The sequence below is a fragment of the Bacillus sp. (in: firmicutes) genome (assembly GCA_017656295.1).
GTDB lineage: Bacteria > Bacillota > Bacilli > Bacillales > JACDOC01 > JACDOC01.
The window spans coordinates 96,730-121,126 of the sequence record JACDOC010000005.1 but is presented as its reverse complement, the minus strand read 5'-3'; the positions used below and the strand labels follow the sequence as shown (position 1 = coordinate 121,126).

Here is a 24,397-nt window from a genome sequence, read left to right as displayed (position 1 = left end):
TAGATTTGGATGGAAAAATATATTTTAGCTCTTGACCAAGGAACAACAAGCTCTCGGGCGATTTTGTTTAATCAAAAAGGGGAAGTGGTGCACATGGCCCAAAAAGAATTTACGCAACACTTCCCAAAGCCAGGTTGGGTCGAACATGATGCGAATGAAATTTGGGGTTCCATTTTAGCGGTCATGGCTTCTGTTCTTTCAGAAGTGAACGTTAAGCCGGAGCAAGTGGCAGCGATCGGGATTACCAACCAACGCGAAACAACCGTCGTTTGGGACAAACATACTGGGAAACCAGTATACAATGCGATCGTTTGGCAATCACGTCAAACAGCGGATATTTGTGACGAATTAAAAGAAAAAGGGTATGACGAACTGTTCCGCCAAAAAACGGGATTACTTATCGACGCGTACTTTTCGGGGACCAAAGTGAAATGGATTTTAGACAATGTCGAAGGCGCTCGGGAAAAAGCGGAAAACGGTGACCTTCTTTTCGGTACGATCGATACGTGGCTGATTTGGAAGCTTTCTGGCGGAAAAGCTCACGTGACCGATTATTCGAATGCTTCCCGGACGCTTATGTACAATATTTTTGACTTACAATGGGACGATGAACTGTTAGACATATTAAATGTGCCAAAATCGATGTTACCAGAAGTGCGTCCATCTTCAGAAGTGTATGGTACAACCATTCCGGAACACTTCTTCGGACAAAAAGTGCCAATTGCCGGAGCAGCCGGGGACCAACAAGCCGCACTGTTCGGTCAAGCATGCTTTGAAAAAGGAATGGCGAAAAACACGTATGGAACGGGTTGCTTTATGCTCATGAATACAGGGGAAAAAGCGGTCCGTTCGGATCATGGCTTATTAACAACATTAGCGTGGGGCATTGATGGAAAAGTGGAGTACGCCTTAGAGGGAAGTATTTTTGTGGCGGGTTCTGCGATTCAATGGCTTCGAGATGGTCTGCGCATGTTTAAAGAAGCTAAAGATAGTGAAATGTATGCAACTCGAGTGGAATCAACCGAGGGCGTCTATGTCGTTCCAGCGTTCGTCGGCCTTGGAACACCGTATTGGGATAGCGATGTACGCGGAGCAGTGTTTGGATTAACCCGCGGGACGAAAAAAGAACATTTCATTCGTGCCACCCTTGAATCATTAGCCTACCAAACGAAAGACGTGTTAACGGCCATGGAAAAAGACTCCGGGATTTCCTTAAAAGCGCTACGCGTCGACGGAGGGGCTGTAAAAAATAACTTCTTAATGCAATTCCAAAGCGACATCCTCAATGTACCGGTAGAGCGTCCAGTTGTAAACGAAACGACCGCTCTTGGGGCCGCGTATTTAGCTGGTCTTGCGGTTGGGTATTGGAACAACCGCGAAGAAATTGCGAGCCAATGGAATCTAGACCGCTCGTTTGAACCAACTATGAGTGAACAAGAGCGTACAAACCTTTACGAAGGATGGAAAAAAGCCGTTCGTGCAACCATGGCGTTTAAATAAGAAAGTTGTTTCCATTTCTACAAAAATATGTTATTATAAAAATAACAAGTTCATAGTTCGGTAAGAGACGAAGAGAGACCATTCGACATTATGGATGTAGTCATAATGTACGGTGGTCTCTTATTGCTTTTTTCCGAAACAAAGGAGGAACTAGCATGAAACGACAACCATTCAAAGAGCGTTTGCAACAAGAACGATTTGACCTGATCGTGATTGGTGGTGGGATCACTGGAGCAGGTATTGCATTAGATGCGGCTACTCGGGGGATGAAAGTGGCGCTTGTAGAGATGCAGGACTTTGCTGCCGGAACGTCCAGCCGTTCGACGAAGCTCGTCCACGGAGGCTTACGTTATTTAAAACAATTCGAAGTCAAAATGGTCGCTGAAGTCGGAAAAGAACGTGCCATTGTGTACGAAAACGGCCCGCATGTCACCACTCCAGAATGGATGCTGCTCCCGATTCATGAAGGGGGAACGTTCGGTAAGTGGAGTACCTCTCTTGGATTATTTGTTTACGATTATTTAGCAGGGGTGAAAAAATCCGAACGGCGTAAAATGCTGTCCCGAGAAGAAACGATTCAAAAAGAACCACTGCTCAAAAAAGAAGGACTCAAAGGCGGGGGCTACTATGTCGAATATCGAACCGATGACGCACGCCTAACGATTGAAGTGATAAAAAAAGCGGTGGAAAAAGGAGCAGTTTGTGTCAATTATACAAAAGCGGAAGAATTTATCTATGTCAACCAGCAAGTGAAAGGGATTCACGTTCGTGACGTGTTAACTGGCGAGACGTATGCGATTAAAGGGGATGTCGTTGTCAACGCCGCTGGACCGTGGGTGGATCGCGTTCGCAACAAAGACTATTCAAAAAATGGAAAAAAACTCCGTCTAACAAAAGGGATTCATTTAGTGATTGATCAATCGGTCTTCCCGCTCAAGCAAGCGATTTATTTTGATACACCAGATGGACGAATGATATTTGCGATTCCACGGGATGGAAAAACGTACGTCGGAACAACGGATACGTTTTATGACAATAACCCGGCCCATCCAAAAATGCTCGAGGAAGATCGAGCATACGTGTTAAACGCCATTCGCTACATGTTCCCTTCCGTTAACGTAACGGAACAAGATGTGGAATCGAGCTGGGCGGGCGTACGACCGCTCATATACGAAGAAGGAAAAGACCCGTCCGATATTTCCCGTAAAGACGAAATTTGGGAAGGAGAAAGCGGCTTAATCACCATTGCCGGAGGAAAATTAACGGGCTATCGGAAAATGGCCGAAACCGTAGTGGATATAGTAGCTAAACGATTAGAACAACAGGGACGTGCTCCGATTCCTCCATGTCAGACAAAGCGGTTGCCGATTTCCGGTGGAGAGGTTGGGGGCTCGGAAAACCTCCCGCATTTTATCGAACAAAAAGGAAAAGAAGCGATTCGTTATGGACTCACGGAAGAAGAAGGAAAGCAATTAGCGAAAATGTACGGTTCCAATGTCGACCACCTGTTCCGTATCGCCCAGTCTTATGAAGGAGGCAACCTTCCAGTTATGGTCTATGCCCAACTGAAGTACGCCTTAGAAGAAGAAATGGTTTGCAAGCCGGTCGACTTTTTCATCCGCCGAACCGGAGCTTTGTTTTTCAATATCCAATGGGTTCATCAATGGAAACAAGCCGTCATCGATGAAATGGATGCTTATTTTGGTTGGACACAAGATGAAAAACAAACGTACACGGACGAACTAGAACAAGAACTGACCGATGCCGTTATCCCAGTTGATTTGCAAAAAACAAAGGTTAATCGTTAATGGACGACGCTGGAACACTTCCAGCGTCTACTTTTTAATTTTAGAATAGATCGAATCTTCAAGAAAATTATGGTAATATTTAAATAGGCTATAAAATAAAAGTAATTGGGGGAGACGGATGAAAATAAATCAATATGTAGAAACATGGGATTTAGACGTCTTTTTTTTAGGTGGAAGTGATTCCGAAGAATTTAAGCAGTATTTAAAGGAACTGGAATCTCTGATGAATCGTTTTCGCGTCCATGCGGAGCAATGTCACGGAATGGAACAATTGCCGAGTCTATTAGACGAGTATAAAACGGTAGCAGCAAAGATACGCGAGGCTAGTGCATTTGTGAACTGTTTAAAGGCACAAAATACAGCCGATAAAAAAGCAAGCCAGCTCGGAAATACGGTTACTTCCCTTTATGCTGAATTGAATAACATTTTAACTCTCGTGGATCAAAAACTGGTTTCGATTCATGATTCTGAATGGGAACTAGGGCTTCAATGGGAAGAATTAAAGGAACTATCGTTTGTAATAAATGAAAGAAGAAGACGCGCCAAAGAAAAGCTTTCACTGGAAGAAGAAACGTTAATTCAGTCCTTATCGGTCGACGGCTATCATAGTTGGGGAGAAATGTACGCCGATATCGTCGCAAAAATGACGATTCCGTTTGAAGAAAACGGAAAAGTGGAACAGCTTTCGGTCGGCCAAGCGTCTAATAAATTTTCTCATCCCGACCGAACGGTACGAAAACAGGTAGCCGAAGAATGGGAAAAAGCGTGGGGAAATCAAGCCGACCTGTTCACGAGAACATTGAACCACCTTGGAGGTTATCGACTAGCTGTTTACAAAAAGCGTGGTTGGGAGGATGTCTTAAAAGAACCACTTGATCTGAACCGCATGGAAAAAGAAACGCTAGACATGATGTGGAAACAAATTGAACAATATAAAGCACCACTTGTGAGATATTTACAAAGAAAAGCGGAGTTACTTGGTATCGACCAAGTGGCTTGGTACGATTTAGACGCACCGGTCGGTAAGGTAAGCGGTAAGGTGTCTTACCAAGAAGGGGCGGAATTTATTATTAGGCATTTCGGTAAGTTTGGTAAAAAGTTACAAAACTTTACGGAACATGCATTTTTGGACCGGTGGATTGAAGCCGAAGACCGTCCAGGAAAAAGACCGGGTGGATTTTGTACAAGTTTTCCTGAAAGCGGGCAGTCTCGCATTTTCATGACGTATTCAGGGACTCCAGGGAACATTGCGACATTGGCGCATGAATTAGGTCATGCGTTCCACCAATATGCCATGAAGGGCGTTCATCCGTTAAATAGCTTTTATGCGATGAATGTCGCTGAAACAGCCTCTACGTTTGCTGAAATGATCGTGGCCGATGCATCCGTTCGTGAAGCTCGTACAAAAGAAGAAAAAGTAGCTCTACTTGAAGATAAATTGCAACGAAGTGTGGCGCTTCTCATGAACATCCATGCCCGGTTTCTATTTGAAACCGCCTTTTATGAGGAGCGGAAAAAAGGATGGGTCTCAACCGAACGCTTAAATGAACTGATGTACCAAGCCCAACAGCAAGCCTATAGTGGAGCTTTGGCCGAATATTATCCATACTTTTGGGCTTCCAAACTACACTTCCATATTACGGGGGTTCCGTTCTACAACTTCCCATATACGTTTGGGTACTTATTTTCACTCGGGATTTATGCAAGAGCATTAGAAGAGGGAACCGCCTTTGAAGACAAATACATTGCATTATTAAAAGATACGGGTTCCATGCAAGTGGAAGATCTAGCTTACAAACATTTACAAGTAGATTTAACGCAGAAAGATTTCTGGGAACATGGATTAAAGCTAATTGCCCAAGAGGTCGAAGAGTTTCTTGAATTAACAGAAGACATGATTTAATCGATATAAAACGAAATGCTAGTTCTACGCATACGGGAACTAGCATTTTTTTATAGAAGTATTTTTCTAAAAACGAATAGGTTTCTCATAAACTAATAGGTTTTCTCATAATCTAATAGATTTTCTCATAAACTAATAGGTTTTCTCATAAAAATTAAATTTTTTCCCATAAACGAATAATTATTTCTCATAAATCTGAAGTTTTTGATCATAAATCGGGAATTGTTTCTCATAATCAGGAGTAATTCCCATAAGCTTGAATTTTTCTCATAAAGCAGCAGTTTTCGCATAAAGAGAAGTTTTTTCATGTATCTGAACCTATAAACGGGAAATTTTTTTTCTTATAAAATTGCGTTTTTTCCCATGAACTGATATTTTTTCTCATAGAAATTTATTTTTTTCCCATAAATAAATAATTTTTTCTCATAAATTTGAAGTTTTTGCTCATAAATCGGGAATGTTTCTCATAAATTTGAAGTTTTTTCTCATAAATCGGGAATGTTTCTCATAAATTTGAAGTTTTTTCTCATAAATCGGGAATGTTTCTCATAAATTTGAAGTTTTTTCTCATAAATCGGGAATTGTTTCTCATAAAACAAAAGTATTTCTCATAACACTGAACTTTTCTCATAAACCTGCAATTTTTGCATGAATCCCATAAACCTGCAGTTTTTTCTATAAAGCAGATGTTTTTCTCATGAATGTGAATTTTTGCCCATAAATTTAAAATTTTTTCTCATAAATTTACGGTGTTTTCCCATAAACTTCCGATTTTTTCTCATAAATCAAAAAAATTTTCCCATAACCGATAAATTTGCTCTTAAAGAATTTTTTTCTTATGAAATATGCTTGATGACATGTTGGCGTGTAGGTTCAAAGCCTTGTTTTTTATAAAAATTGTTCGCTTCCACGTTAAATTCCCAATAATCGAGTTGAATGGACGATATTTGATGAGACTTGGCTATATGTTCTGCATGTTTTAATAAGGCTCGTCCATATCCTTTCCCTCGCTCATTTTCATTGACGCTCAGTTGGTGAACAAAGAGAGTTGATGAAGCATATTTAAACGGAGTTTCTTTTGATTGTTTCATTTCTACCCAGATGTAGCCAGCTGAGTGTCCGTCTTCATTTTCCACGACATAGAACAAATGATTCTCAATTTGAATGATTTCTTCGAAAAAAGCGGTCATCGCTGTTTCGTCATATGGCTTAAATACTTCTGGTGCTCTGGTGACATGCAAGTCGTGCACGGGCTTATTGAGGCGAGCTATTAAATGGGCATCCTTCGTTTCGTAGATCTTCATATTTGTCTCCCTTTCTTGTTTTCTATATTTTGAAAAATCTTGTATGAATTGTCACCTGTTTAAGGGCAATCATTTGAAACCATTTTAAAATCAATCGCATAAATGTATATTTTTAGCTATGATAGAAATAAATCGAACGAAAACAAGTGAAAGGAAGATCTTTTTGAACTTTTTACAAAAAATTCAACCCCATTTAACGAGTAATGATTTATTTGTTCAAAAATTCGTGTTGTACGCATTACAAGAATATCCGGAAGTGCCAGCTGAATGGACGACTCAACTTATTAATGAAGCGATCCATCATAAAGAAAAGGAATTGTATGTATTAATAGATATTAGAAACCATCCGCTCAATGATGAAGCTGCAAAGCTATTAATTGATGGAATCAATAAAACCGATAAAGTAAACACACATTTGTACCTCGAACTTATTAAGCAATTACCTCCTGAGGTTGTCGTAAAATATCAAGACGAACTAGGAAATATTCTTACAAAAGAAACAATCGAGTTTTATCGCCTGCTTGCAAATGGCAGTGAAGAAGAAGTGTGGGAAGAATATGGAGCCGTTTTAGGACAGTTGAATAATGAAGAAAGGTTTAACCAAAAGCTATACTCAAAGGCGAAACTGCTCATAAAAACCCTCGTCCAAAAAGAATGGATCCATGAAAAAGAAATCGATATGGTTTTACACGAAGAGTTAAATAATGAATGGTTTTCTGATAACGGAATCTTGATGGTGTATGCCATTGGCTTACTTCGGTTAGAAAAATACATTCCGGTATTGGCAAGCTTGTTGGTGCGCGATGAAGACATCTTGTTGGAGGAAGTTTCTGATGCGTTAACGGTCTTCGAATCGGATGATGTGGTTCGAGCAGTGGCCCCATACGCGATGAAACAAGAATCGGAAATATTTGCAATTTCTATATTAGGTAATACAAAAACTCCTTTGGCAGTGGATGTATTACGAAAAGTGTATTGGGAACAGGAAGATGAAGAAACGAAAGCGTTAGTGATTGAAGCCCTTTGTCATCAGCTTACGGATGAGGCAATGCCGGAAATAGAAGATTATATTCATCACGACTATCGTTCATTTCTCATTGAAGTAGAAGAATTACTTTATGGGTGGTTTAAAGTAATGGACAAGCATCACCCTCTTATGGAACATTGGAAACGAGTAGCATTAGAAAATGAGTTGCGTTTTCAAAAAAATCAGGGAGATTTATTATTGAACATGCCTTTTCGAAATACTGAAAAAGTCGGACGTAACGATCCTTGTCCGTGTGGAAGCGGAAAAAAATATAAAAAGTGCTGCTTGAAGTAATGGAACGTACGCTCTCTTTGAACAGAAGAGGGTGCATGTTTTTTTACTAAAAATTCACAAAAAATATTGTTCAAAAAACTCCATCTTTTCTTGTTCCATTAAAGGGCTGTTTGTTTTAGGCTAACAACGATTTCTTTAAATAAGTACATTCCCTAAACATAGTACATAGGATAATTTAATAAATCTGTGAAGGGAATGAGAAACATGTACTATGTTCCTTATATGTATCCATATCCTTATTATGTTACCGTACCTATGTATAACTATGGAAGACATCCTGTATACTGGACGATTCCTAATGAGATAGGGATACAATCGTCAAAGGGAAAAGATAAAATTAAGTTAAAAGATTATGGACCAGAACCGTTTGTAGTTAATATCAATGAGGCTACGAAGCAAAACAATACGTATCGTACCGCTTTATGGACAGGAAATCATTTGCAAGTTACATTGATGAGTCTCAATGTTGGCGAAGATATCGGTTTGGAAATTCACCCTCACGTTGATCAATTCTTACGTATTGAACAAGGTCAAGGGATTGTTCAAATGGGCAAGAGTAAAGATCATTTAAACTTTGAAAGAAAAGTGTATGATGACTCTGCTATTATGATACCTGCTGGAACATGGCACAATGTAACCAATACAGGTAATATCCCGCTAAAACTTTACTCAATCTATGCACCTCCAGAACATCCACGTGGTACTGTACATGTAACAAAAGCCGATGCCATGGCAGCTGAAGAATAAAAAGAAGAACGTGGTTTCAAAAATATACTATTAGAATTGCTCTTACAAAATTAGAGAACTATTTTGTAATTTTTTATAAGTTTGTTATTCAATTAACGGACGCCACCAATTGAAGATCCAGCTGCCATCATTGGTGGCTTTTTTTCTTATTGCACTAAAGGACCAGTTATCTTTAATAATGATGTTGGATTTTTATGGTAAATTAGATTCTTAGAAGTTCGGTAAAAAATTCCCACTTTTCGTACTTTTTGCCTGTTTTTTGAAAATGAAAAGGTTTTAATTTTTCCCCATTGAATAGTTAAAGGTGTCAAAAATATTCAATGGAGGTGCATTCATCTTGAATAAAAAAGCCTTACATATTGCATTATCAGGTGCTCTTTTAAGTACTGGGTTAACATTTGGAGTCGCTACTCATTCTGTAGGAGCTGTTGGCGAAGGACCAAACTACAACGGAAATGAAACCATTAAAAATGAACGATTGCATTCATATGAGGAAATGGTGAAGTTTTTAAAAAGGTTAGACAGTCAATCGGATGCGCTTACACTTGAAGTTTATGGACAATCTGTGAAAGGTCGCGATTTGTATCTTGCTAAATTCGGTAACAATGAAAACAATCCAACGATTTTATATTTAACGCAACAACATGGAAATGAAACACTGACTACTGAAGGGGCCTTAAAATTTATACAACACTTAACATCGAATAGTAAGCAGGTAAAAGAAATTTTAGACAATGTGAACATTTTAGTAGCACCGCGATTAAATGTAGATGGAGCTGAGGGGGATGTTAATTTCTCTTTAGACAATTATGTTGCCGGTACGCATACCCGATATAATGCCAACGGTGTTGATTTAAATCGTGACCATGTTGACCGAGAACAGCCTGAGACAAAAGCGTTACATGAAAATGTACTTCAAAAATATAAGATTGATTATATGATTGATCTTCATCATCAAGGAACACAGACGACACTAGGTGACAGTGATGAGCTAGTATCAGGCTCAATTCTTTATCCGACGAATGAAGAGGTTGATCCCGAAGTAGTTGAACGTTCGAAAAAGCTTGGTGCTGTTTTATACCACGAAATTGAAAAAAGAGGCTTTGGAACACTTTCCAAATATAATGGTGGTAGTGCCAATACGATAAGCCGTAATGGTCTAGCAACTGAATATGGAATTGCGACGTTGTTGTTTGAAATGAGGGGGATGGCTGATCATTATAACGAGTCATACGTATTAGGCCAAAAAAGTAACGGCTACTTAATTAAACAAGCGGTGATTGCACTGGAAGCAACGGCTAAAGCAATTGCTGATGGTTCGATTGAACACGCCGATACTTCCTTCTGGGATACACTCCCACTAAGTGGAAGTAAAGGTGGAGAATAAAAAGATGCAAAAAAACGTGAACAAACGGGTGAATGTTTGTTCACGTTTTTTGTGCGATCGGCATGGGAGTAATCTAGGGGGAATTCAGAACTTAGTGCTTTGAGAAAAATGACAAATCTTTAATCAAAAAATCATCCCTACTTTTGACACAAAAAGTAGGGATGATTGGTATTTTAATGGACTTAAGGATATGATATAGGCAATTTAATCAAGAAAAGCAACTGTTAGCATTCCCAACTTCTTTCTACATTGTTAGTTTTTTTCGTAATCATTCATAAGTTATTTTGTTGTTTTTAGATATTAAAAGAATTACGTTGGCTCAAATTCTTTCATATACCATAAAATCAACCGATATGAGCGCCTTTGGATAACTAAAAAGAGGAGTACCATACATCATTTATTAAACCGATAAAATGATAGAAACGAAGAATTAACAAAATGAATAATATATGGAAAGGCACAAGAAAAAATTTTTTCTCCGAATGAAAAAAATGAGCGTGCCATTTGATATTCAGGGGAATAGAAAGGAGAAATGATGTCGTTTTTAGGAATCATTTTAGTTGCTGTTGTGTTAGTTTTATTTTACAAAAACCGAGAAGAGGATGAACATTTACTTGGATTAAAGCTTATCGGATACTATATTCTGGGTATTTTTTACTTTAATGTTAATGGATTTGTCATCCCGTTAGGATTTATAATTAGCTTGTTTTTGAAGCCAGAAGAAAATAAAAGCATCAAGCGAGGGGCAAGTTTGTTTGGTTTAGTGATGATGATTGTTGGGTTTATATTTAATATGTGATGTAATTATATAAGTCAAGAAACCACACTGACATTCAAAACGTGCTCAGAATTCGTTCTGAGCGTTATTTTTTTGCTGTATTGTCTTATTAAAAAGATAAGTGGTCAATAATTAGGAAAAGAAAATCTTGAATTTTATTTGCAAAATACAAATAAATATGATATAACTAATCTAGAGGTGAAAACATGGAAAATTTTCGTGATTTGTTCCAAACCATGGAAAAGCGATTCGGACTTTTGAATAAAAATTGCTGCTCTTTAGATGACGTGGATATCTCATTAGTGCAAAGTCATATTTTATACGAGATCGACCGTTTGAAGCAGCCGTCCGTTCAAGAGCTTGCAAATGCGATGGCGATGGATATCACTACATTAAGCAGACAAATTCAAAAATTAGTGCAAATGGGATTGGTAAGAAAGACACCTTATCCGGAGGATCGTCGTATGTTTATTCTTTCTCTTACAGAGGAAGGAAACAAGGTGGCAACCAAAATCGATGCGGAAATAACCGCGTATTTGGAAGAAGTCTTCTCACATATGAGCGAATTTGAAAAAGAAACCGTTCTTCGTTCGATTCGTTTACTGAATGAGTGTATGGCTAAATCCAGTGTTTGTTGTCAACCGATGTATGGAGGCAAGTAAAGGAACTTGCCAATATTTACGAATAACATTTGCATATTGCAAATAAAATGAAAGGGAGAGAAACCACTTGAAAGATTTTATGATGACGTTTTTATCGATTAGCATCGAATTAACGGTTCTATTTGTTGGTGTTTCGTTTCTTATGTACTTGATTCAAGGGGTAATACCATATAAAAAAATGGAGAAATGGTTAAAGAACAATCATTCAATTTTTGGAGCGTTGATAGCGGTATTGTTTGCATTCATCACTCCATTTTGCTCCTGCTCCACCATCCCAATTGTTGTTCACTTGTTGAATCAAAAAATTCGATTTGCCATTGTCATGATATTTTTGTTTGCCTCGCCTGTACTAGACCCTACCATCTTAACATTAATGGCAGCCACATTAGGTTTAAAAGTAGCTGTGGCATACGCGATTATCACTGCCCTGTTTTCCATCCTCATTGGTTTTGCATTAGAAATCCTTGGGTTTGAAAAAGAAGTGAAAAACGTCATCGTGAAAGGTAAAGCCAAGTTACCTGAGCGACTCCATTTTCGCGCAGCACTACACGAAACAAGTCAGTTAATGAAATCCGTCTATCCGTTTTTACTCATCGGTGCAGCAATCGGCTCATTAATCCATGAGGTTGTTCCAACAGAATGGTTGATCACCTATTTAGGTGGTGAACAATGGTGGTTGGTTCCAATTGCAGCTATTATCGGAATACCTTTGTATATCCGCTTGTCTACGATGATTCCGATTTCCCATATGCTGATTTCTAAAGGTATGGCCATTGCCCCCGTCATGGCGTTAATGATCAGTTCAGCTGGAGCAAGTTTGCCAGAAGTTACGTTATTACAAAGCATATTTAAAAAGAAATTGGTGTTAGCCTTTGTCGTTTCGGTGATCACCATGTCTACGTTGTCCGGATGGTTATTTTACGTCATTTAAAGGAGGTGAGAATCATGTTCAAACGTCTATTTATAATAAAAGAAAACAACGATGCATGCTGTGATGTACAAATCGTTGAAGTGAATGACAAAGAACAACAAGAATCATGCTGTGAAGATAACTGCTGCGTTGAATGTTGCTAAGACAGAACGCTTAGGTAGAAAAATGGATATACCCCTGTCAAGTAGACACTAGAAAAAAGTGTCCTCTTCAGCTTTGGCAATAGTAGTTGGTCTCCCTGGAGCTTGTCAAGGAAAGGACTTAACAAAGCTTTAGGCAACCAACTAAGTAGTCTGTAAGCTGAAAAAGGAGTCAATCTAATCATCATTGATTTCTTAGGCAACTTTAGCTCGATTCTTAACTGGGCTAAGGTTGCCTAATTTTTTTTGAGTTCTTTTATGATGATAAAAGTAAATATATTTATCTACTGCTTAAATAAAATGGAATGGTTATTCCGTTAGGATTTATGATGAGCTTGTTTTGACACTTTTTTATTTTTTTAGGAATACACTGTTTACATCTTTAGGAAAATGAGGAGGTAAACCTTTAAATGTATTATCAATATTCATCTGACCCTTATATTGGATATAACCATTTTATTGATGACTTTTCACATGATGTAAACACCGTTGATAGGCAAGCTCCAACCTTTCCACCGCCTCAACAATTTGCCCAACAAATTCCTCAAACCTTTTTTTCTATTGTATTGCCGTCTAATCAAATCCGGGCTTCGATGTGTCAATGTTTAGGAAGATGGGGCTTACTCGGGTTAAGATTTCAAACTCCATTTGGGAGGGATATATGGTTTTTCCCTACAGAGATAAGACAAAATAGTGTTTCGGGATATACATGGCAAAATGGACGGAGCCAAAGAGCTCGCTATAACTATTCACAGATCAGAAACTTTATCTGTACTTAATTTAAATACACAAGAGCTTATAGCAACTGATTAAAAGCACTACATTTTCGTAGTGCTTTATTTTGGTTTTTTACTAATGAATTGCGATCTACAAATTAACGAAGTTTTATAATTATATCCATATTTACATGAATAGTCATTTTTTTTAGGGACAAATTATTACTGTATAATTTCCAGGAGAAAAATCTTTACCATGTTAAAGATATTTCGAACTACTGAATCCTGAGTTACATTGAGGAGAATACGGAAACTTTTATTGAACCGATCGACCTAGTTCGATGATATCGCGGTCCAATACCAATTTACTAGTACTGTGATTTATCGTTTCTGGCATACATATAGGTTTGTGGTTTCCCATTCACGAAAGCAAACCATCTAGTTAATCATCGATGAAAAATGAGGAGACATCCATATGAATAATAAAAAACCACAATTACCCAAACCGGTGATTTTACTGATCATAGATACATTGATGTCCTACCCGCTGGAAGTGGCTGTGCAAACCGGACGTGCTCCTGCCTTGCAATTTTTGATGGAAAAAGGTTGTTATATCTCCAATATGGTTAGTTCATTTCCGACAATGTCGGTAACCATTGACAGCAGTCTCTTGACGGGGACATATGCTGACCAACATCACATTCCTGGCTTAAACTGGTTTGATGAATCCCAAAAAAAGATGATTAATTATGGTACGGGATTTCGAGAAGCCTTTAAGTTAGGAATGCACCAGGTCATCTATAATATGTTATACCGACTGAATAACGAGCATTTGAACTGCGATGTTACCACAATCTATGAAGACTTGGCTGAAATGGGAATTCCGTCGGCCTCCATCAATTCCTTTGTATATCGCGGCAATACTCCTCAACGACTGCATGTTCCACGGTTACTTAGCACCATGACCCACCATCAGGATAGCGAGTTGACAACAAAGGCGACACCAATTTTCTCCCTAGGGGCTTTTTCAAAACTCCGGCCGTGGAGTAAAGTACCGCAAATAGCTGCCGGAAATTATAAATTTACAGCCCGAGAGCTGCGTTATTTAATCCGCAAGAACAAACTTCCGGGGTTTACTGTATGTATGTTTCAGGATCTGGACTTGCGTATTCATTTCAAAGGTCCAATGGATATAAAAGGAATCGCCCAAATTGACCGTGAAATCCAAAAAACATTGAATTTGTATCCTAGTTGGGAAGAAGCAGTTAATCGGAACGTATGGATGGTTATGGGAGATAACGGACATGCACCGATGGGTTTCAATTACAGTAAATTTATTATTGATTTACGTAAAATACTGAAAAAATATCGTATAGCTCGTCTAGAGCGCCCAATTCACGAAAAAGATCAGCTTGTACTTTGTGTCAACCAGCGTATGGCTTACATTTATGTATTAGATAGGGATTTACCTCTATCTGTTATTATCGAACGGCTAAGAAATGATGCACGTATTGATATTATTTCCTGGAAAGACGGGGACTACATTAACGTAGTTTCTGGCATAAGACCAGGTTCGTTACGGTATAACAAAGGTGGAGAATACACCGATATATATGAACAGACTTGGTCCATAGAAGGGAATACGGATCTTCTAGATTTGTACATTACGGATAAGGGTAAGGTGTTTTATGGAGATTATCCAGATGCATTAGCACGGCTGTATGGGGCATTACATTCTCATCCGGGCCGATTTATAGTGGTCAATGCCAAGCCTGGTTGTGAATTCAAAGCCCAATCCACACCATTTCACCTTGGCGGTTCAGCCCACGGTTCTTTACACAAACAGGAATCTCTTGTCCCGCTGGTGATTGCAGGAACCACGGCCACTCCAAAATTTCCACGTTTAGTAGATATGAAAGACTTTGTGCTTCAATTGTTTCGTCAACAATAAGAAAGGATCTGGTCTTTCAGTGATTGTTCACAATAAATAAGATCGTAACTGTTTTTATCGGATGGCGGTATTGAAGTAGGTATTTAAATGAAACAGGATCTGAATATTTCAATCGGTTCATTTATAGGAACCGACTTTATCTTTGTTTGTAAAAATAATAAAAAATGAGCGTATTAAGTATAAATTGGACACGACTAGTTTTGAATACTGGTCCAATTACAACGTTATCGTTCAACCTTTTTCTCTTCCAAATAAAACATATGAATAGATCGTTTCAAACCTGGGCCGAGTGAGGGATGTATTCATATTGGATGATTATTTATTTTTTGTCACAAACATACAGATGGAAGAGGGAAGCCAACCAATCATGATGATAAATTAATCAAAATTCTAATACCGTAAGCATTTTTGCAAATGCAGATGAAATTTTGAATAAACAGGATAACTAGCAGAGGTTCCATTTTTTGGTTTTGATGATTTGCCTTAGCTTGATAGGCACTGGCTTTGGACCCCGATTTCAGAAAAAAGTTGTTTACTCCTCTTTTAGTTATTTAGGGGAGTAATGACTAATAGCCACTTACACTCCCTTTTCGAGTGAACTAATTGAAAATGTTAATATATTAACAACTTTTTACAAGATTTGTAGTATAATACATGTATATACAACTAGCGGAGGTTGTTTTTTACGAAAATATTTCAGAATTATGTGAAAAATTAAAAAAGAGGTGAAGGCTATGAAACGCACATGGTGGAAAGAGGCGGTTGTGTACCAAATTTATTGGCGCAGTTTCTACGACACGAATGGTGATGGGTATGGGGATTTGCGTGGAGTGATTGAAAAGCTCGACTATATTAAAACATTAGGCGTGGATGCGATCTGGTTGAATCCGTTTTATGTGTCGCCCGATGCCGATAATGGGTATGACATTGCCGATTATTATTCCATCATGCCGAAAGCCGGGACGATGGAAGATTTCGAAGAGCTTCTTGAAAAAGCACATGGGCTTGGTCTGAAAGTGATTATGGATTTAGTCGTGAATCATACGAGTAACCAGCATCCGTGGTTTTTAGAATCCAAGTCTTCTAAAGACAATCCGAAACGAGATTGGTATATTTGGAGAGATGGAAAAGATGGCAAGCCCCCATCCAATTGGCGCTCGTATTTTACCCCATCGGCATGGGAGTATGACGAAACGACGGGACAATATTATTTCCATTCGTTTGCGGTGGAACAACCGGATTTAAACTGGGCGAACCCAGAAGTGCGAGAGGCGATATACAAAATGATGCGTTTTTGGTTAGATAAAGGAATTGATGGGTTCCGCCTAGATGCGATTGCGATGTTAGGGAAACCAAAGGAATTTAAAGACGTGGAAAATCCGGAATATATTAGCTACTTAGCGAACAATCCGGGTGTGCACGAATACTTACAAGAAATGAACGAAAAAGTGTTACGTCATTATGACATCATGACCGTCGGTGAAGTCGGTTTCGTTCATCCAGAAGAAGGATTAAAATATGTCGGCGAAGACCGGAACGAACTCCACACATTGTTCCATTTTGAAGTATGTGACGAAATGCCAAGCTGGGATCCGCTTCGGTTTAAAGCGATTCAAAAGCGATGGTACGATGGCCTATGGGGAAAAGGGTGGAACTCGCAATTTTTAAACAACCATGATCATACCCGCCAAGTGACTCGTTACGGAAATGACGGTGAATACCGCGTTCAGTCGGCCAAACTATTAGCCACATTAGTACATACGTTACCAGGAACTCCGTACATTTACCAAGGAGAAGAAATCGGCATGACCGGCGTCCGTTTTGACCGAATTGAAGATTACGATGATATCGCGACTCGTAATAAATATAAAGAACTTGTCGAAAACGGAATGGACCCGAAAGAAGCGTTAACCGAAGTCCAGCCATTGTCCCGCGATAATAGCCGTACGCCGATGCAGTGGGATGATTCAAAAAACGCTGGCTTCACCACAGGAAACCCATGGATCAAGGTTAATCCAAATTACAAAGACATCAATGTCAAACAAGCATTAAACGATCCGGACTCCGTTTTCTATTATTATCAAAAACTCATTCAGCTTCGGAAACAGCATCCGGTAATGGTCTACGGTGAATACGAGGATCTTAACCCAACCGATCCGCATGTCTTTTGTTATACGAGAAAGTTGGAAGAAGTCACATGGCTCATCTTACTGAACCATTGTGACAATGAAAATACGTATCCAATTCCAGCTCCGTTTGCAGGGAAAACAGCAGAAGTATTGTTAACGAACTATCCGAATGACAAACACCTACATTTGGATCAACTCACTCTTCGTCCGCATGAAGCGATGATTTTAGCCGTGAACCCCGCTTAATAGTGGGGTTTTTTAGTTTAGGGGCAGAAATTAAAATTTTGATTTTTCCCTAAATCGGGGATTTTGCTCATAAATTATGGTTTGTGCTCATAAGATACCGGTTATTGCTCATAAGTTATAGATTTTTTCTCATAAGTTAAGGAATTTTTCTCTTAAATTATAGAATTTTGCTCAAAAGATCCGGGTTTTGCTCTTAAATTTGGGTAGTGCTCAAAAGATCCGGGTTTTGCTCTTAAATTTGGGTAGTGCTCAAAAGTTACGGTTTTTGCTCATAATTTATGGATTATGCTCATAAGTTATATTTTTTTCCTATAAATTAAGGATTATTTCTCATAAGTTATAAATTTTTTCTCATAAATTTTAGATTTTTCCTCATAAGTGACGGGTTTTGCTCATTAATATGCATTTTGCTCATAAGTTATAGTTTTTTTTTCATAAATTATGTTTTTTTCTCATAAGTTAAAAATTTTTACTCATAAATTTTGGGTAATGCTCAAAACTTTAGGTTTTTGCTCATAAGTTATAGGTTTTTCTCATAAAAATTATGGATTTTTCTCAAAAGTTATAGTTTTTTTCTCATAAATTACAGATTTTTTCTCATCAATTATGGATTTTTCCTCATAAATGACGGATTATTGCTCATAAAATATTGATTTTTCCTCATAAGTGACGAGATTTTGCTCATAAATTATCGGTAATGCTCAATACTTTAAAGGTTATTGCTCATAAATTATAGCTTTGCTCATTGATTATGAATTTTTTCTCATAAGTAATCGATTCTTTCCCATAAATTAACGATTTTTTCTCACAAATTATAAATTTTTACTCATAATAGAAAAGATTTTACTCTTAAATAACGAAAATTTACTTATAAAATTGAATAGACGATTCCCTCTATTGTGGTACCGCACGTTTTTCAAAAATGGAAAATCGGCTGGGGTGACCGCTAACTTCGCGAGCGGCTTGACGTGCGTTTCGCAAATCCATTCGTCTTTAATTCCGCCATGGGTAAACATTTGTTTCGGCATAATATAAATCCAGCCATTATTCCAAAGCTCGCCCTCAAAAGGTTCAACGGAAAAATAGTAAAAACGTTTAATCCCTTTTTTCGTTGGTACCGTCAAACAAGCGTTACGCAATGAACCTTTATATTCACGTCGATTGATGCACGCAAAAAACATCGGCCAAATACCATCAGATGCCGCAAACACCGCTTTTACCGGTTTTCCGTTAAAAAGCAATTGTTCTTTCGGCTCGAAACGTTCAATATTACCGATGTTCGATCCATGTATCAAGACCTGTTTTTGTTCAATTAAATAATGCAAAAACATGTATTTCGGAAAAGGGCTCGTATATGGAATAACATCACCATGACCATGAACGATATACGTTTCATACAATCGCTCAAATTCTTCTATCGTTTCCGTCGGCAATTGTAGCTCATCCACTTCCAGCAATCGAAGCGTCTTGTACATCCACAACTTCCAAAGATTCGGTATTGCCATTAAGTTCCCTCCATAAAAAATGATTTAACATATTTATATGATGGTTTGGCCAAATTTTTCAGAAAAAAGAGGACAATCATCTCAACCGCCTATGGAAATTCAAAAAAATGTTAAATCGTGTTATAATTTTACGTGTAAAATTAAGAAAATTCAATCAATAGGAGTGGTTCCTTTGCGCTTCAAATTTTTGCTCCTGCAAAATGTGCTGTTAGCGTTCGGCATCATTTGTATTTATAAATTTATTTCATTAAAGGACTATTATGGATACATTAAAGAATGGAAGGAAAAGAGATTTCCCATCATTGCTGGCGATGGGGTAGGGCTAACGTTTCTTGGGGTTTCGTTACATGAAGACGGCTTTCACTGGACGGAGATCATGAGTGTGGCAAATGCATTTTTAGTAGTTGGCATGGTATTCGTTGGATTAGCAATCGGATTGCTTGTTTGGAAGGCGCGGACAATGAAAAGCTAATGGTTTCAAACGCCAGACCCATACTGGCGTTTTGATTTTTTCAAATCCGATACAGTTTGATATAATAGGCTAGTTCTTCATTGAACTTTCGGAAGGAGGATCCTGTTGTGGCTGAAATCAAAGCCAGTCAACGTTTACTTCGTTTAAAAGACATCCTGTTTCAGGAAACAGATGAACATCATGAACTGTCGATGAAGGAAATCATTGAAAAACTTCAGCTCGAATTTGGAGACAACATGGCGTTCGACCCTCGTGCCATCAAAAGAGACATTGATGCTTTAAATGAAGAAGGCTTTGAAGTGATGATCAATAAAGGACCACATGGAAAAGCATTGTATAGTCATCAAGACCGATTATTTGAAACGTATCAACTTCGATTAATTGTCGATGCGATATTATCCGCCCGGTTTATTACGGAAAAAGAAAAGAAACTGTTGATTCAAAAGGTCAAAAAGTTAACGAGTAAGCATATCGCCAAATCTTTACCGGACCCTCTTATTTTCCATCAATCCGTCAACATGGATTATAACTTAATTAAACTTAATATCGACCGCATTCATCAAGCTATTTCTGAACATCGGGTCTTGAAGTATCAATACGGGAAGTACAATGTAGAAAAGGAATTTGTTTATAATCGGGATGGTAGCTGGTACGAGGTGGAACCGTACGCGTTAATTTGGCAGCACGATTTCTATTATTTAATCGGAAAATATAAGCCAACGGAGGAGTTTCGCCATTATCGGTTAGACCGAATGCGAAATGTCGAAGTAACCGACGAAACGTTTCGGCGGGAACCAATTGATATCAAAAAGTATGTCGATCAAACGTTTCATATGTTTGCTGGAGAAGATCAATGGATAAAAATCCAGTTTCATCACGAATTAATCAATGTTGTTCTTGACCGGTTTGGATTAGAGGCCGACATAAAAAAAGTCGATGAAAAACATTTCCTGCTGACCACAAAAGCGAAAATCAGCTCAGGTCTTATTGGCTGGATTTTAACGTGGGGATCTAAAGCAAAAGTCCTTTCTCCCGACTGGTTAGTGGAAGAAGTAAAAAAAGAAATTACCCTTATGCATCAACAATATAACTAACAATATACGAAAAAATACATAAAATGATTCCCTTCAGGTGTGCCAAATTTGGCATACCTTTTTCATTACAATGAGGAGGAAAACAAAAACGAGGAGGAAACTTGTAAATGAAAAAAGCATTACTTACATTTATTTTTGCAGCCTTATCTCTTAGCTTGGCCGGTTGTGGGGAAGAAACTAGTACAACGGACGGAGCAAACGAAGCAGCTAGTGAAGTATCTGAATCAAAAGGTACCCTTCTTTCAGCGGATGAGTTTGAAAAAATGTTCTCTGATCCGAAAAAATACAAAGGTTCGAAAGTCGAATTTTACGGACGCATCTTCGTCGAACCGGAACGTGACAGTGACGGAACGTATTTACAAGTATTTGCGAATAACAACAGTGAGCGAAATACGATTATTATGATCGAAGACCCGAATGTAGATGTGGCCATGGACGATATTATTCATGTCAGAGGAACGGTAAAAGATGCATTTGAAGGAGAAAACGCCTTTGGCGGTGTGATTACTGCACCTATGATTCTTGCGGACTCTATTGAGAAAACCGATTACCAAACCGCATTCGCCCCAGCCAAACAAACAATCGAACTGAACGCAGAACAAAACCAACACGGCTATAAACTCACGGTTCAAAAAGTCGAACTTGCTGACCAAGAAACTCGCGTGTACGTCCAAGTCGCCAATGAAACCAACAACAAAATTTACTTTTACACATTTGACGCCAAACTCATCGCCAACGGTAAACAACTAGAAGAAGAAATGAACTACGATGCCAACTACCCGGAAGTCCAATCCGAACTACTTCCTGGCGTCACAACAGATGGCATCATCGTCTTCCCGGCTTTAGAAGAAGGAGTCTCCACCTTCCAGCTGTACTTTGAAGGCTCTTCTGACAATTGGGAGATCGACTTTGAGCCGTTTGTGTTTGATGTGGGGATGTAAAATAATGTGGAACGATCAAAATGTCAACTAACCTATGGCAATAATGGTCCGAGGATAACCCAAAGCCCGAGAATAATGGTGGGGATACGGAGGTATCCTCACTTTGAAAAATAGGAAATTAAGACTAAATAATATTGATAAAATATGGTAGAAGTTTTATTCTAAAACTATAAGCAAAAACATTTAACAAACGTTTTACTCACCATCTTTATTAGATAGAGTTTTGAAACCGTTTTCCGTTTCTCCTGCGGCTCCTTCAATAAGATGGGTTCTTTTACTCTCTTATAAAGAAGGACCGTCTCATATTTTCGCTCTTGACTAGCAAAAAAAAGAATAGATTGTAGAACGCATAGGGCTTAAAGAAAACGTATTGGAAGGAAGTGTGTCGTTCTCGATTTAGCAGCAGATGAAAAATTACTTAAAATGAGGTGAGTTTTTATTTTGAAGCAGCAGCAAAAATTGAAGAGTATGGTAGAAGACAATTTAGTTTTTGCTACGAAAGAAATAAAAATAAATACATTTGAGCAAAAAGTTTTAACGTCATTAGAAGATTTAATTTTGAATAAACATAAAGTTGTAGTTTGCTATCCTAATAAAGATTTTTTTCTTACATTAGCCTTACAGTTAGTTTTAAAAGACTATATAAAAAATTATAAGTATAAGGATAATTTTAAGAAAAGAACATCTGTCCTTTTGATAACTAATAAAAAAAGAGCTTTGGATCTTTTACAGAATCTTTATATTGAATCTTCAAAATTTATTAAAAATAGTCTTGAAAAACATAAGGTTTTTAGAGAGAGAGAGGGATTTTGTAATTTAGATGATGCCTACAATGCTCAATGTAACTGGAACCATATTCTCAATGTTTATTATAGTGGAAAGGTTCCGGAATTGATACCGTTTAATTTTCTTCTTCCTATTTCGATCGGTTATTTTAGTTTTAAACAATTGAGTCGAGGAACAAGAAATAAAATAGGGAGAAGAGACAATAAGCAAGGATCCGTATTGTACATCACTGACAATCTTAACGTATTAAAGAATTTGGATATAGACGTAGATTATGTTTTGATTGATTTTTCATCAATTAATAAATTTATGAAGTTTGCTAAACAAGAAGTTTTGTATTACTTTGATACTCCTTTCGATGATAGAATTGTTTATTTAATAAATGATTCTACTCAATTTTGGAATTTTGATGCAAAGTTATTGTCCCACATACCTAAAGAAAATATCAACGATAAAACGATTATAGGTAATAAAGAGTACTCAATTGGGGATCTCACAAAACAAAAAAATATTGAAAAAATCAATATCAATAATATTAAGTCAGAATTTGAAGATGAAATTTTTGAATCATTAGATTTACTAAACAAATTATCTAAGAAAAATTTTGATTCATATGACTTAAGAATTATTTCCTCGATATTATACAATGCAATAAGATTACCGATTAGTGCAATGCAATATGATCTTATTGCAGAGTTGGAAATAATATATGACCCGATTAATGAGCTAATTAATGAGTTGAGGGACAGTGAAAATCGTTATGAGGATGAAGATTTTGAGAGATTATTAGTATTAATTGAGGATATATTTAACAAAAAAGGTTTAGATAAGGAATCTCCCAAGTTTAGAGAAATTACAAAATTACTAATTAGTGAGATAAACAAAAATAGGAAAGTTGGTTTCATTATTACAAATAAAATAGTTTCTCTTGCTCTCAAAGAACAATTATCAAATATGTTTCGGTGTTCTATTAGTGATTTAGAATCAAAAGGAATTTATTTTTATGATAAAAAGAAAGTATTAAAAGGTATAGATTCTGTAGAATGTGATTGTTTAATTATTTATTCAGCTATTAATTTGGTTGACTTGCAAATACTCGAAAATTCAAAATACCAAAAAGCTGTAATTTATTTGTACAAAATTGAGATGCTTTTACTAGAAAACAAGCTAAAAAAATTAATGAATAGTATTAATCATGGTTCAAAGTTAATCGGTTCTACCGAATTAAATTCAATGTATCGGTATATTTATAATCGAATTAAGCAAATTACATTAAAAGATAATAGAAATAAAGATTTTATAAATGAAACTGAATTTATTATTCAGAATAAAGGGAACGTTATTTCTGCTCGTAAAAAACGAATGTATAAAGGAAAAAATGCGATAAAGGCAAAATTAATAGAGTTTAATGATGGGAGTTATATGTTTATTAATGGAGAATTTAAGGTAAGGGCATTGAATCGTCAAGCTAGAAAATACGAGTTGAGGGTATTTTCCGAATTAAAAAACGGTAATGAATTATTGTTTATTGATAATGATGTTAGACGAGAGTTGTTTGAAGTATTTATCAGAAATATGGATAAAAATGAAAACAGTATAAAATGTTACTATTTAATACAAAAGTGGCGACTTTTATATGAAGAACAATTTTATAATAACCGTCTTAATGATGAGCAATTATATAAGAAAATGAAAAATAATGGATGGGATAAAACAACGAAAGCCATATTAAAAAACTGGAGAAGCGGGTACAGCTATGGACCTAGGGATTTTGAGGATATAATTTGTTTAGGAAAAGTGCTGGCAATCGATGAATTTATTGAGAATGCGCAGCTATACTACAATGCTATGCAATATGTCAGAAAGGAACGGAGAAAAGCTGCACGCCTTTTGAATAACTACATTTTTGCTAGTAAATCAAACCGTGAAAAAAGTTTATCAACACTAGAAGCTTATAATTTATCAATTGAGCAGCTAGATGAAGCTATCAAAGTAAAAAGGATTAAGAATATTCACAAGAGAATCTACTATATAAAACCAAGTGAATTAGGGATTTTATTTGAGGATTAGAAGGAG

General features: G+C 37.3%; 18 protein-coding genes. 16 read left to right on the top strand and 2 right to left on the bottom strand.

Annotated elements, in window-relative coordinates; all coding sequences use genetic code 11:
* The first annotated feature begins 9 nt into the window (after nucleotides 1–9).
* The 3 genes from glpK to H0Z31_06940 all read left to right on the top strand — a co-directional run bounded on the left by glpK (nucleotide 10) and on the right by H0Z31_06940 (nucleotide 5,211).
* Nucleotides 10–1,500, top strand: a complete 1,491-nt coding sequence (gene glpK, locus H0Z31_06950; protein ID MBO8177173.1) for a glycerol kinase GlpK — start codon at nucleotides 10–12, stop codon at nucleotides 1,498–1,500.
* Nucleotides 1,501–1,655: 155 nt separating this feature from the next.
* Entirely contained in the window at nucleotides 1,656–3,308 is a 1,653-nt protein-coding gene (locus tag H0Z31_06945) for a glycerol-3-phosphate dehydrogenase/oxidase (GenBank protein ID MBO8177172.1), read from the top strand.
* A 118-nt stretch (nucleotides 3,309–3,426) separates the two neighbouring features.
* The gene (locus H0Z31_06940) at nucleotides 3,427–5,211 is read left to right on the top strand and encodes a M3 family oligoendopeptidase (protein MBO8177171.1); all 1,785 of its coding nucleotides are present in this window, start codon (nucleotides 3,427–3,429) and stop codon (nucleotides 5,209–5,211) included.
* Nucleotides 5,212–6,047: 836 nt separating this feature from the next.
* Here H0Z31_06940 and H0Z31_06935 read toward each other — a convergent pair.
* Complete coding sequence (locus tag H0Z31_06935) at nucleotides 6,048–6,515, bottom strand: GNAT family N-acetyltransferase (GenBank protein ID MBO8177170.1); 468 nt, start codon at nucleotides 6,513–6,515, stop codon at nucleotides 6,048–6,050.
* A gap of 163 nt (nucleotides 6,516–6,678) precedes the next feature.
* Here H0Z31_06935 and H0Z31_06930 point away from each other — a divergent pair, with 163 nt between their 5' ends.
* The 9 genes from H0Z31_06930 to H0Z31_06890 all read left to right on the top strand — a co-directional run bounded on the left by H0Z31_06930 (nucleotide 6,679) and on the right by H0Z31_06890 (nucleotide 17,523).
* The gene (locus tag H0Z31_06930; protein ID MBO8177169.1) at nucleotides 6,679–7,836 is read left to right on the top strand and encodes an SEC-C domain-containing protein; all 1,158 of its coding nucleotides are present in this window, start codon (nucleotides 6,679–6,681) and stop codon (nucleotides 7,834–7,836) included.
* A 204-nt stretch (nucleotides 7,837–8,040) separates the two neighbouring features.
* Nucleotides 8,041–8,583, top strand: coding sequence for a cupin domain-containing protein (locus tag H0Z31_06925; GenBank protein MBO8177168.1), 543 nt, complete (start codon nucleotides 8,041–8,043; stop codon nucleotides 8,581–8,583).
* A 337-nt stretch (nucleotides 8,584–8,920) separates the two neighbouring features.
* Complete coding sequence (locus H0Z31_06920; protein ID MBO8177167.1) at nucleotides 8,921–9,970, top strand: carboxypeptidase; 1,050 nt, start codon at nucleotides 8,921–8,923, stop codon at nucleotides 9,968–9,970.
* A 532-nt stretch (nucleotides 9,971–10,502) separates the two neighbouring features.
* Nucleotides 10,503–10,769, top strand: a complete 267-nt coding sequence (locus H0Z31_06915; GenBank protein MBO8177166.1) for a hypothetical protein — start codon at nucleotides 10,503–10,505, stop codon at nucleotides 10,767–10,769.
* Between the two features lie 185 nt (nucleotides 10,770–10,954).
* Nucleotides 10,955–11,410, top strand: a complete 456-nt coding sequence (locus tag H0Z31_06910; GenBank protein MBO8177165.1) for a MarR family transcriptional regulator — start codon at nucleotides 10,955–10,957, stop codon at nucleotides 11,408–11,410.
* 79 nt (nucleotides 11,411–11,489) lie between these two features.
* On the top strand, nucleotides 11,490–12,341 hold the full coding sequence (locus tag H0Z31_06905; protein ID MBO8177164.1) for a permease: 852 nt from the start codon (nucleotides 11,490–11,492) through the stop codon (nucleotides 12,339–12,341).
* A 550-nt stretch (nucleotides 12,342–12,891) separates the two neighbouring features.
* Nucleotides 12,892–13,260 carry a hypothetical protein gene (locus H0Z31_06900; GenBank protein ID MBO8177163.1) on the top strand — a complete coding sequence of 123 codons (369 nt, stop codon included), beginning with the start codon at nucleotides 12,892–12,894 and terminating at the stop codon, nucleotides 13,258–13,260.
* A gap of 412 nt (nucleotides 13,261–13,672) precedes the next feature.
* Nucleotides 13,673–15,148 (top strand): alkaline phosphatase family protein, encoded by a 1,476-nt coding sequence (locus H0Z31_06895; protein MBO8177162.1) that lies wholly within the window; start codon nucleotides 13,673–13,675, stop codon nucleotides 15,146–15,148.
* A gap of 734 nt (nucleotides 15,149–15,882) precedes the next feature.
* Nucleotides 15,883–17,523, top strand: coding sequence for an alpha-glucosidase (locus H0Z31_06890; protein MBO8177161.1), 1,641 nt, complete (start codon nucleotides 15,883–15,885; stop codon nucleotides 17,521–17,523).
* A gap of 812 nt (nucleotides 17,524–18,335) precedes the next feature.
* Here the strand turns inward: H0Z31_06890 and H0Z31_06885 are convergent.
* Nucleotides 18,336–19,028 (bottom strand): hypothetical protein, encoded by a 693-nt coding sequence (locus tag H0Z31_06885; protein ID MBO8177160.1) that lies wholly within the window; start codon nucleotides 19,026–19,028, stop codon nucleotides 18,336–18,338.
* A gap of 172 nt (nucleotides 19,029–19,200) precedes the next feature.
* Here H0Z31_06885 and H0Z31_06880 point away from each other — a divergent pair, with 172 nt between their 5' ends.
* The 4 genes from H0Z31_06880 to H0Z31_06865 all read left to right on the top strand — a co-directional run bounded on the left by H0Z31_06880 (nucleotide 19,201) and on the right by H0Z31_06865 (nucleotide 24,391).
* On the top strand, nucleotides 19,201–19,500 hold the full coding sequence (locus tag H0Z31_06880; protein MBO8177159.1) for a hypothetical protein: 300 nt from the start codon (nucleotides 19,201–19,203) through the stop codon (nucleotides 19,498–19,500).
* A gap of 191 nt (nucleotides 19,501–19,691) precedes the next feature.
* The gene (locus tag H0Z31_06875; protein ID MBO8177158.1) at nucleotides 19,692–20,594 is read left to right on the top strand and encodes a WYL domain-containing protein; all 903 of its coding nucleotides are present in this window, start codon (nucleotides 19,692–19,694) and stop codon (nucleotides 20,592–20,594) included.
* Between the two features lie 107 nt (nucleotides 20,595–20,701).
* Nucleotides 20,702–21,535, top strand: a complete 834-nt coding sequence (locus H0Z31_06870) for a DUF4352 domain-containing protein (GenBank protein MBO8177157.1) — start codon at nucleotides 20,702–20,704, stop codon at nucleotides 21,533–21,535.
* Nucleotides 21,536–22,003: 468 nt separating this feature from the next.
* Nucleotides 22,004–24,391: a hypothetical protein gene (locus tag H0Z31_06865; GenBank protein MBO8177156.1), complete on the top strand. Its 2,388-nt coding sequence runs from the start codon at nucleotides 22,004–22,006 to the stop codon at nucleotides 24,389–24,391.
* The last annotated feature ends 6 nt before the right edge of the window (nucleotides 24,392–24,397 follow it).

What these genes read in the sequence shown, in the direction of transcription:
- glpK (MBO8177173.1), top strand. Translation starts at nt 10, where the DNA reads ATGGAAAAATATATTTTAGCTCTTGACCAAGGAACAACAAGCTCTCGG.
- H0Z31_06945 (MBO8177172.1), top strand. Translation starts at nt 1,656, where the DNA reads ATGAAACGACAACCATTCAAAGAGCGTTTGCAACAAGAACGATTTGAC.
- H0Z31_06940 (MBO8177171.1), top strand. Translation starts at nt 3,427, where the DNA reads ATGAAAATAAATCAATATGTAGAAACATGGGATTTAGACGTCTTTTTT.
- H0Z31_06935 (MBO8177170.1), bottom strand. Translation starts at nt 6,515, where the DNA reads ATGAAGATCTACGAAACGAAGGATGCCCATTTAATAGCTCGCCTCAAT.
- H0Z31_06925 (MBO8177168.1), top strand. Translation starts at nt 8,041, where the DNA reads ATGTACTATGTTCCTTATATGTATCCATATCCTTATTATGTTACCGTA.
- H0Z31_06915 (MBO8177166.1), top strand. Translation starts at nt 10,503, where the DNA reads ATGATGTCGTTTTTAGGAATCATTTTAGTTGCTGTTGTGTTAGTTTTA.
- H0Z31_06910 (MBO8177165.1), top strand. Translation starts at nt 10,955, where the DNA reads ATGGAAAATTTTCGTGATTTGTTCCAAACCATGGAAAAGCGATTCGGA.
- H0Z31_06905 (MBO8177164.1), top strand. Translation starts at nt 11,490, where the DNA reads ATGATGACGTTTTTATCGATTAGCATCGAATTAACGGTTCTATTTGTT.
- H0Z31_06900 (MBO8177163.1), top strand. Translation starts at nt 12,892, where the DNA reads ATGTATTATCAATATTCATCTGACCCTTATATTGGATATAACCATTTT.
- H0Z31_06895 (MBO8177162.1), top strand. Translation starts at nt 13,673, where the DNA reads ATGAATAATAAAAAACCACAATTACCCAAACCGGTGATTTTACTGATC.
- H0Z31_06890 (MBO8177161.1), top strand. Translation starts at nt 15,883, where the DNA reads ATGAAACGCACATGGTGGAAAGAGGCGGTTGTGTACCAAATTTATTGG.
- H0Z31_06885 (MBO8177160.1), bottom strand. Translation starts at nt 19,028, where the DNA reads ATGGCAATACCGAATCTTTGGAAGTTGTGGATGTACAAGACGCTTCGA.
- H0Z31_06875 (MBO8177158.1), top strand. Translation starts at nt 19,692, where the DNA reads ATGAAGGAAATCATTGAAAAACTTCAGCTCGAATTTGGAGACAACATG.
- H0Z31_06870 (MBO8177157.1), top strand. Translation starts at nt 20,702, where the DNA reads ATGAAAAAAGCATTACTTACATTTATTTTTGCAGCCTTATCTCTTAGC.
- H0Z31_06865 (MBO8177156.1), top strand. Translation starts at nt 22,004, where the DNA reads ATGGTAGAAGACAATTTAGTTTTTGCTACGAAAGAAATAAAAATAAAT.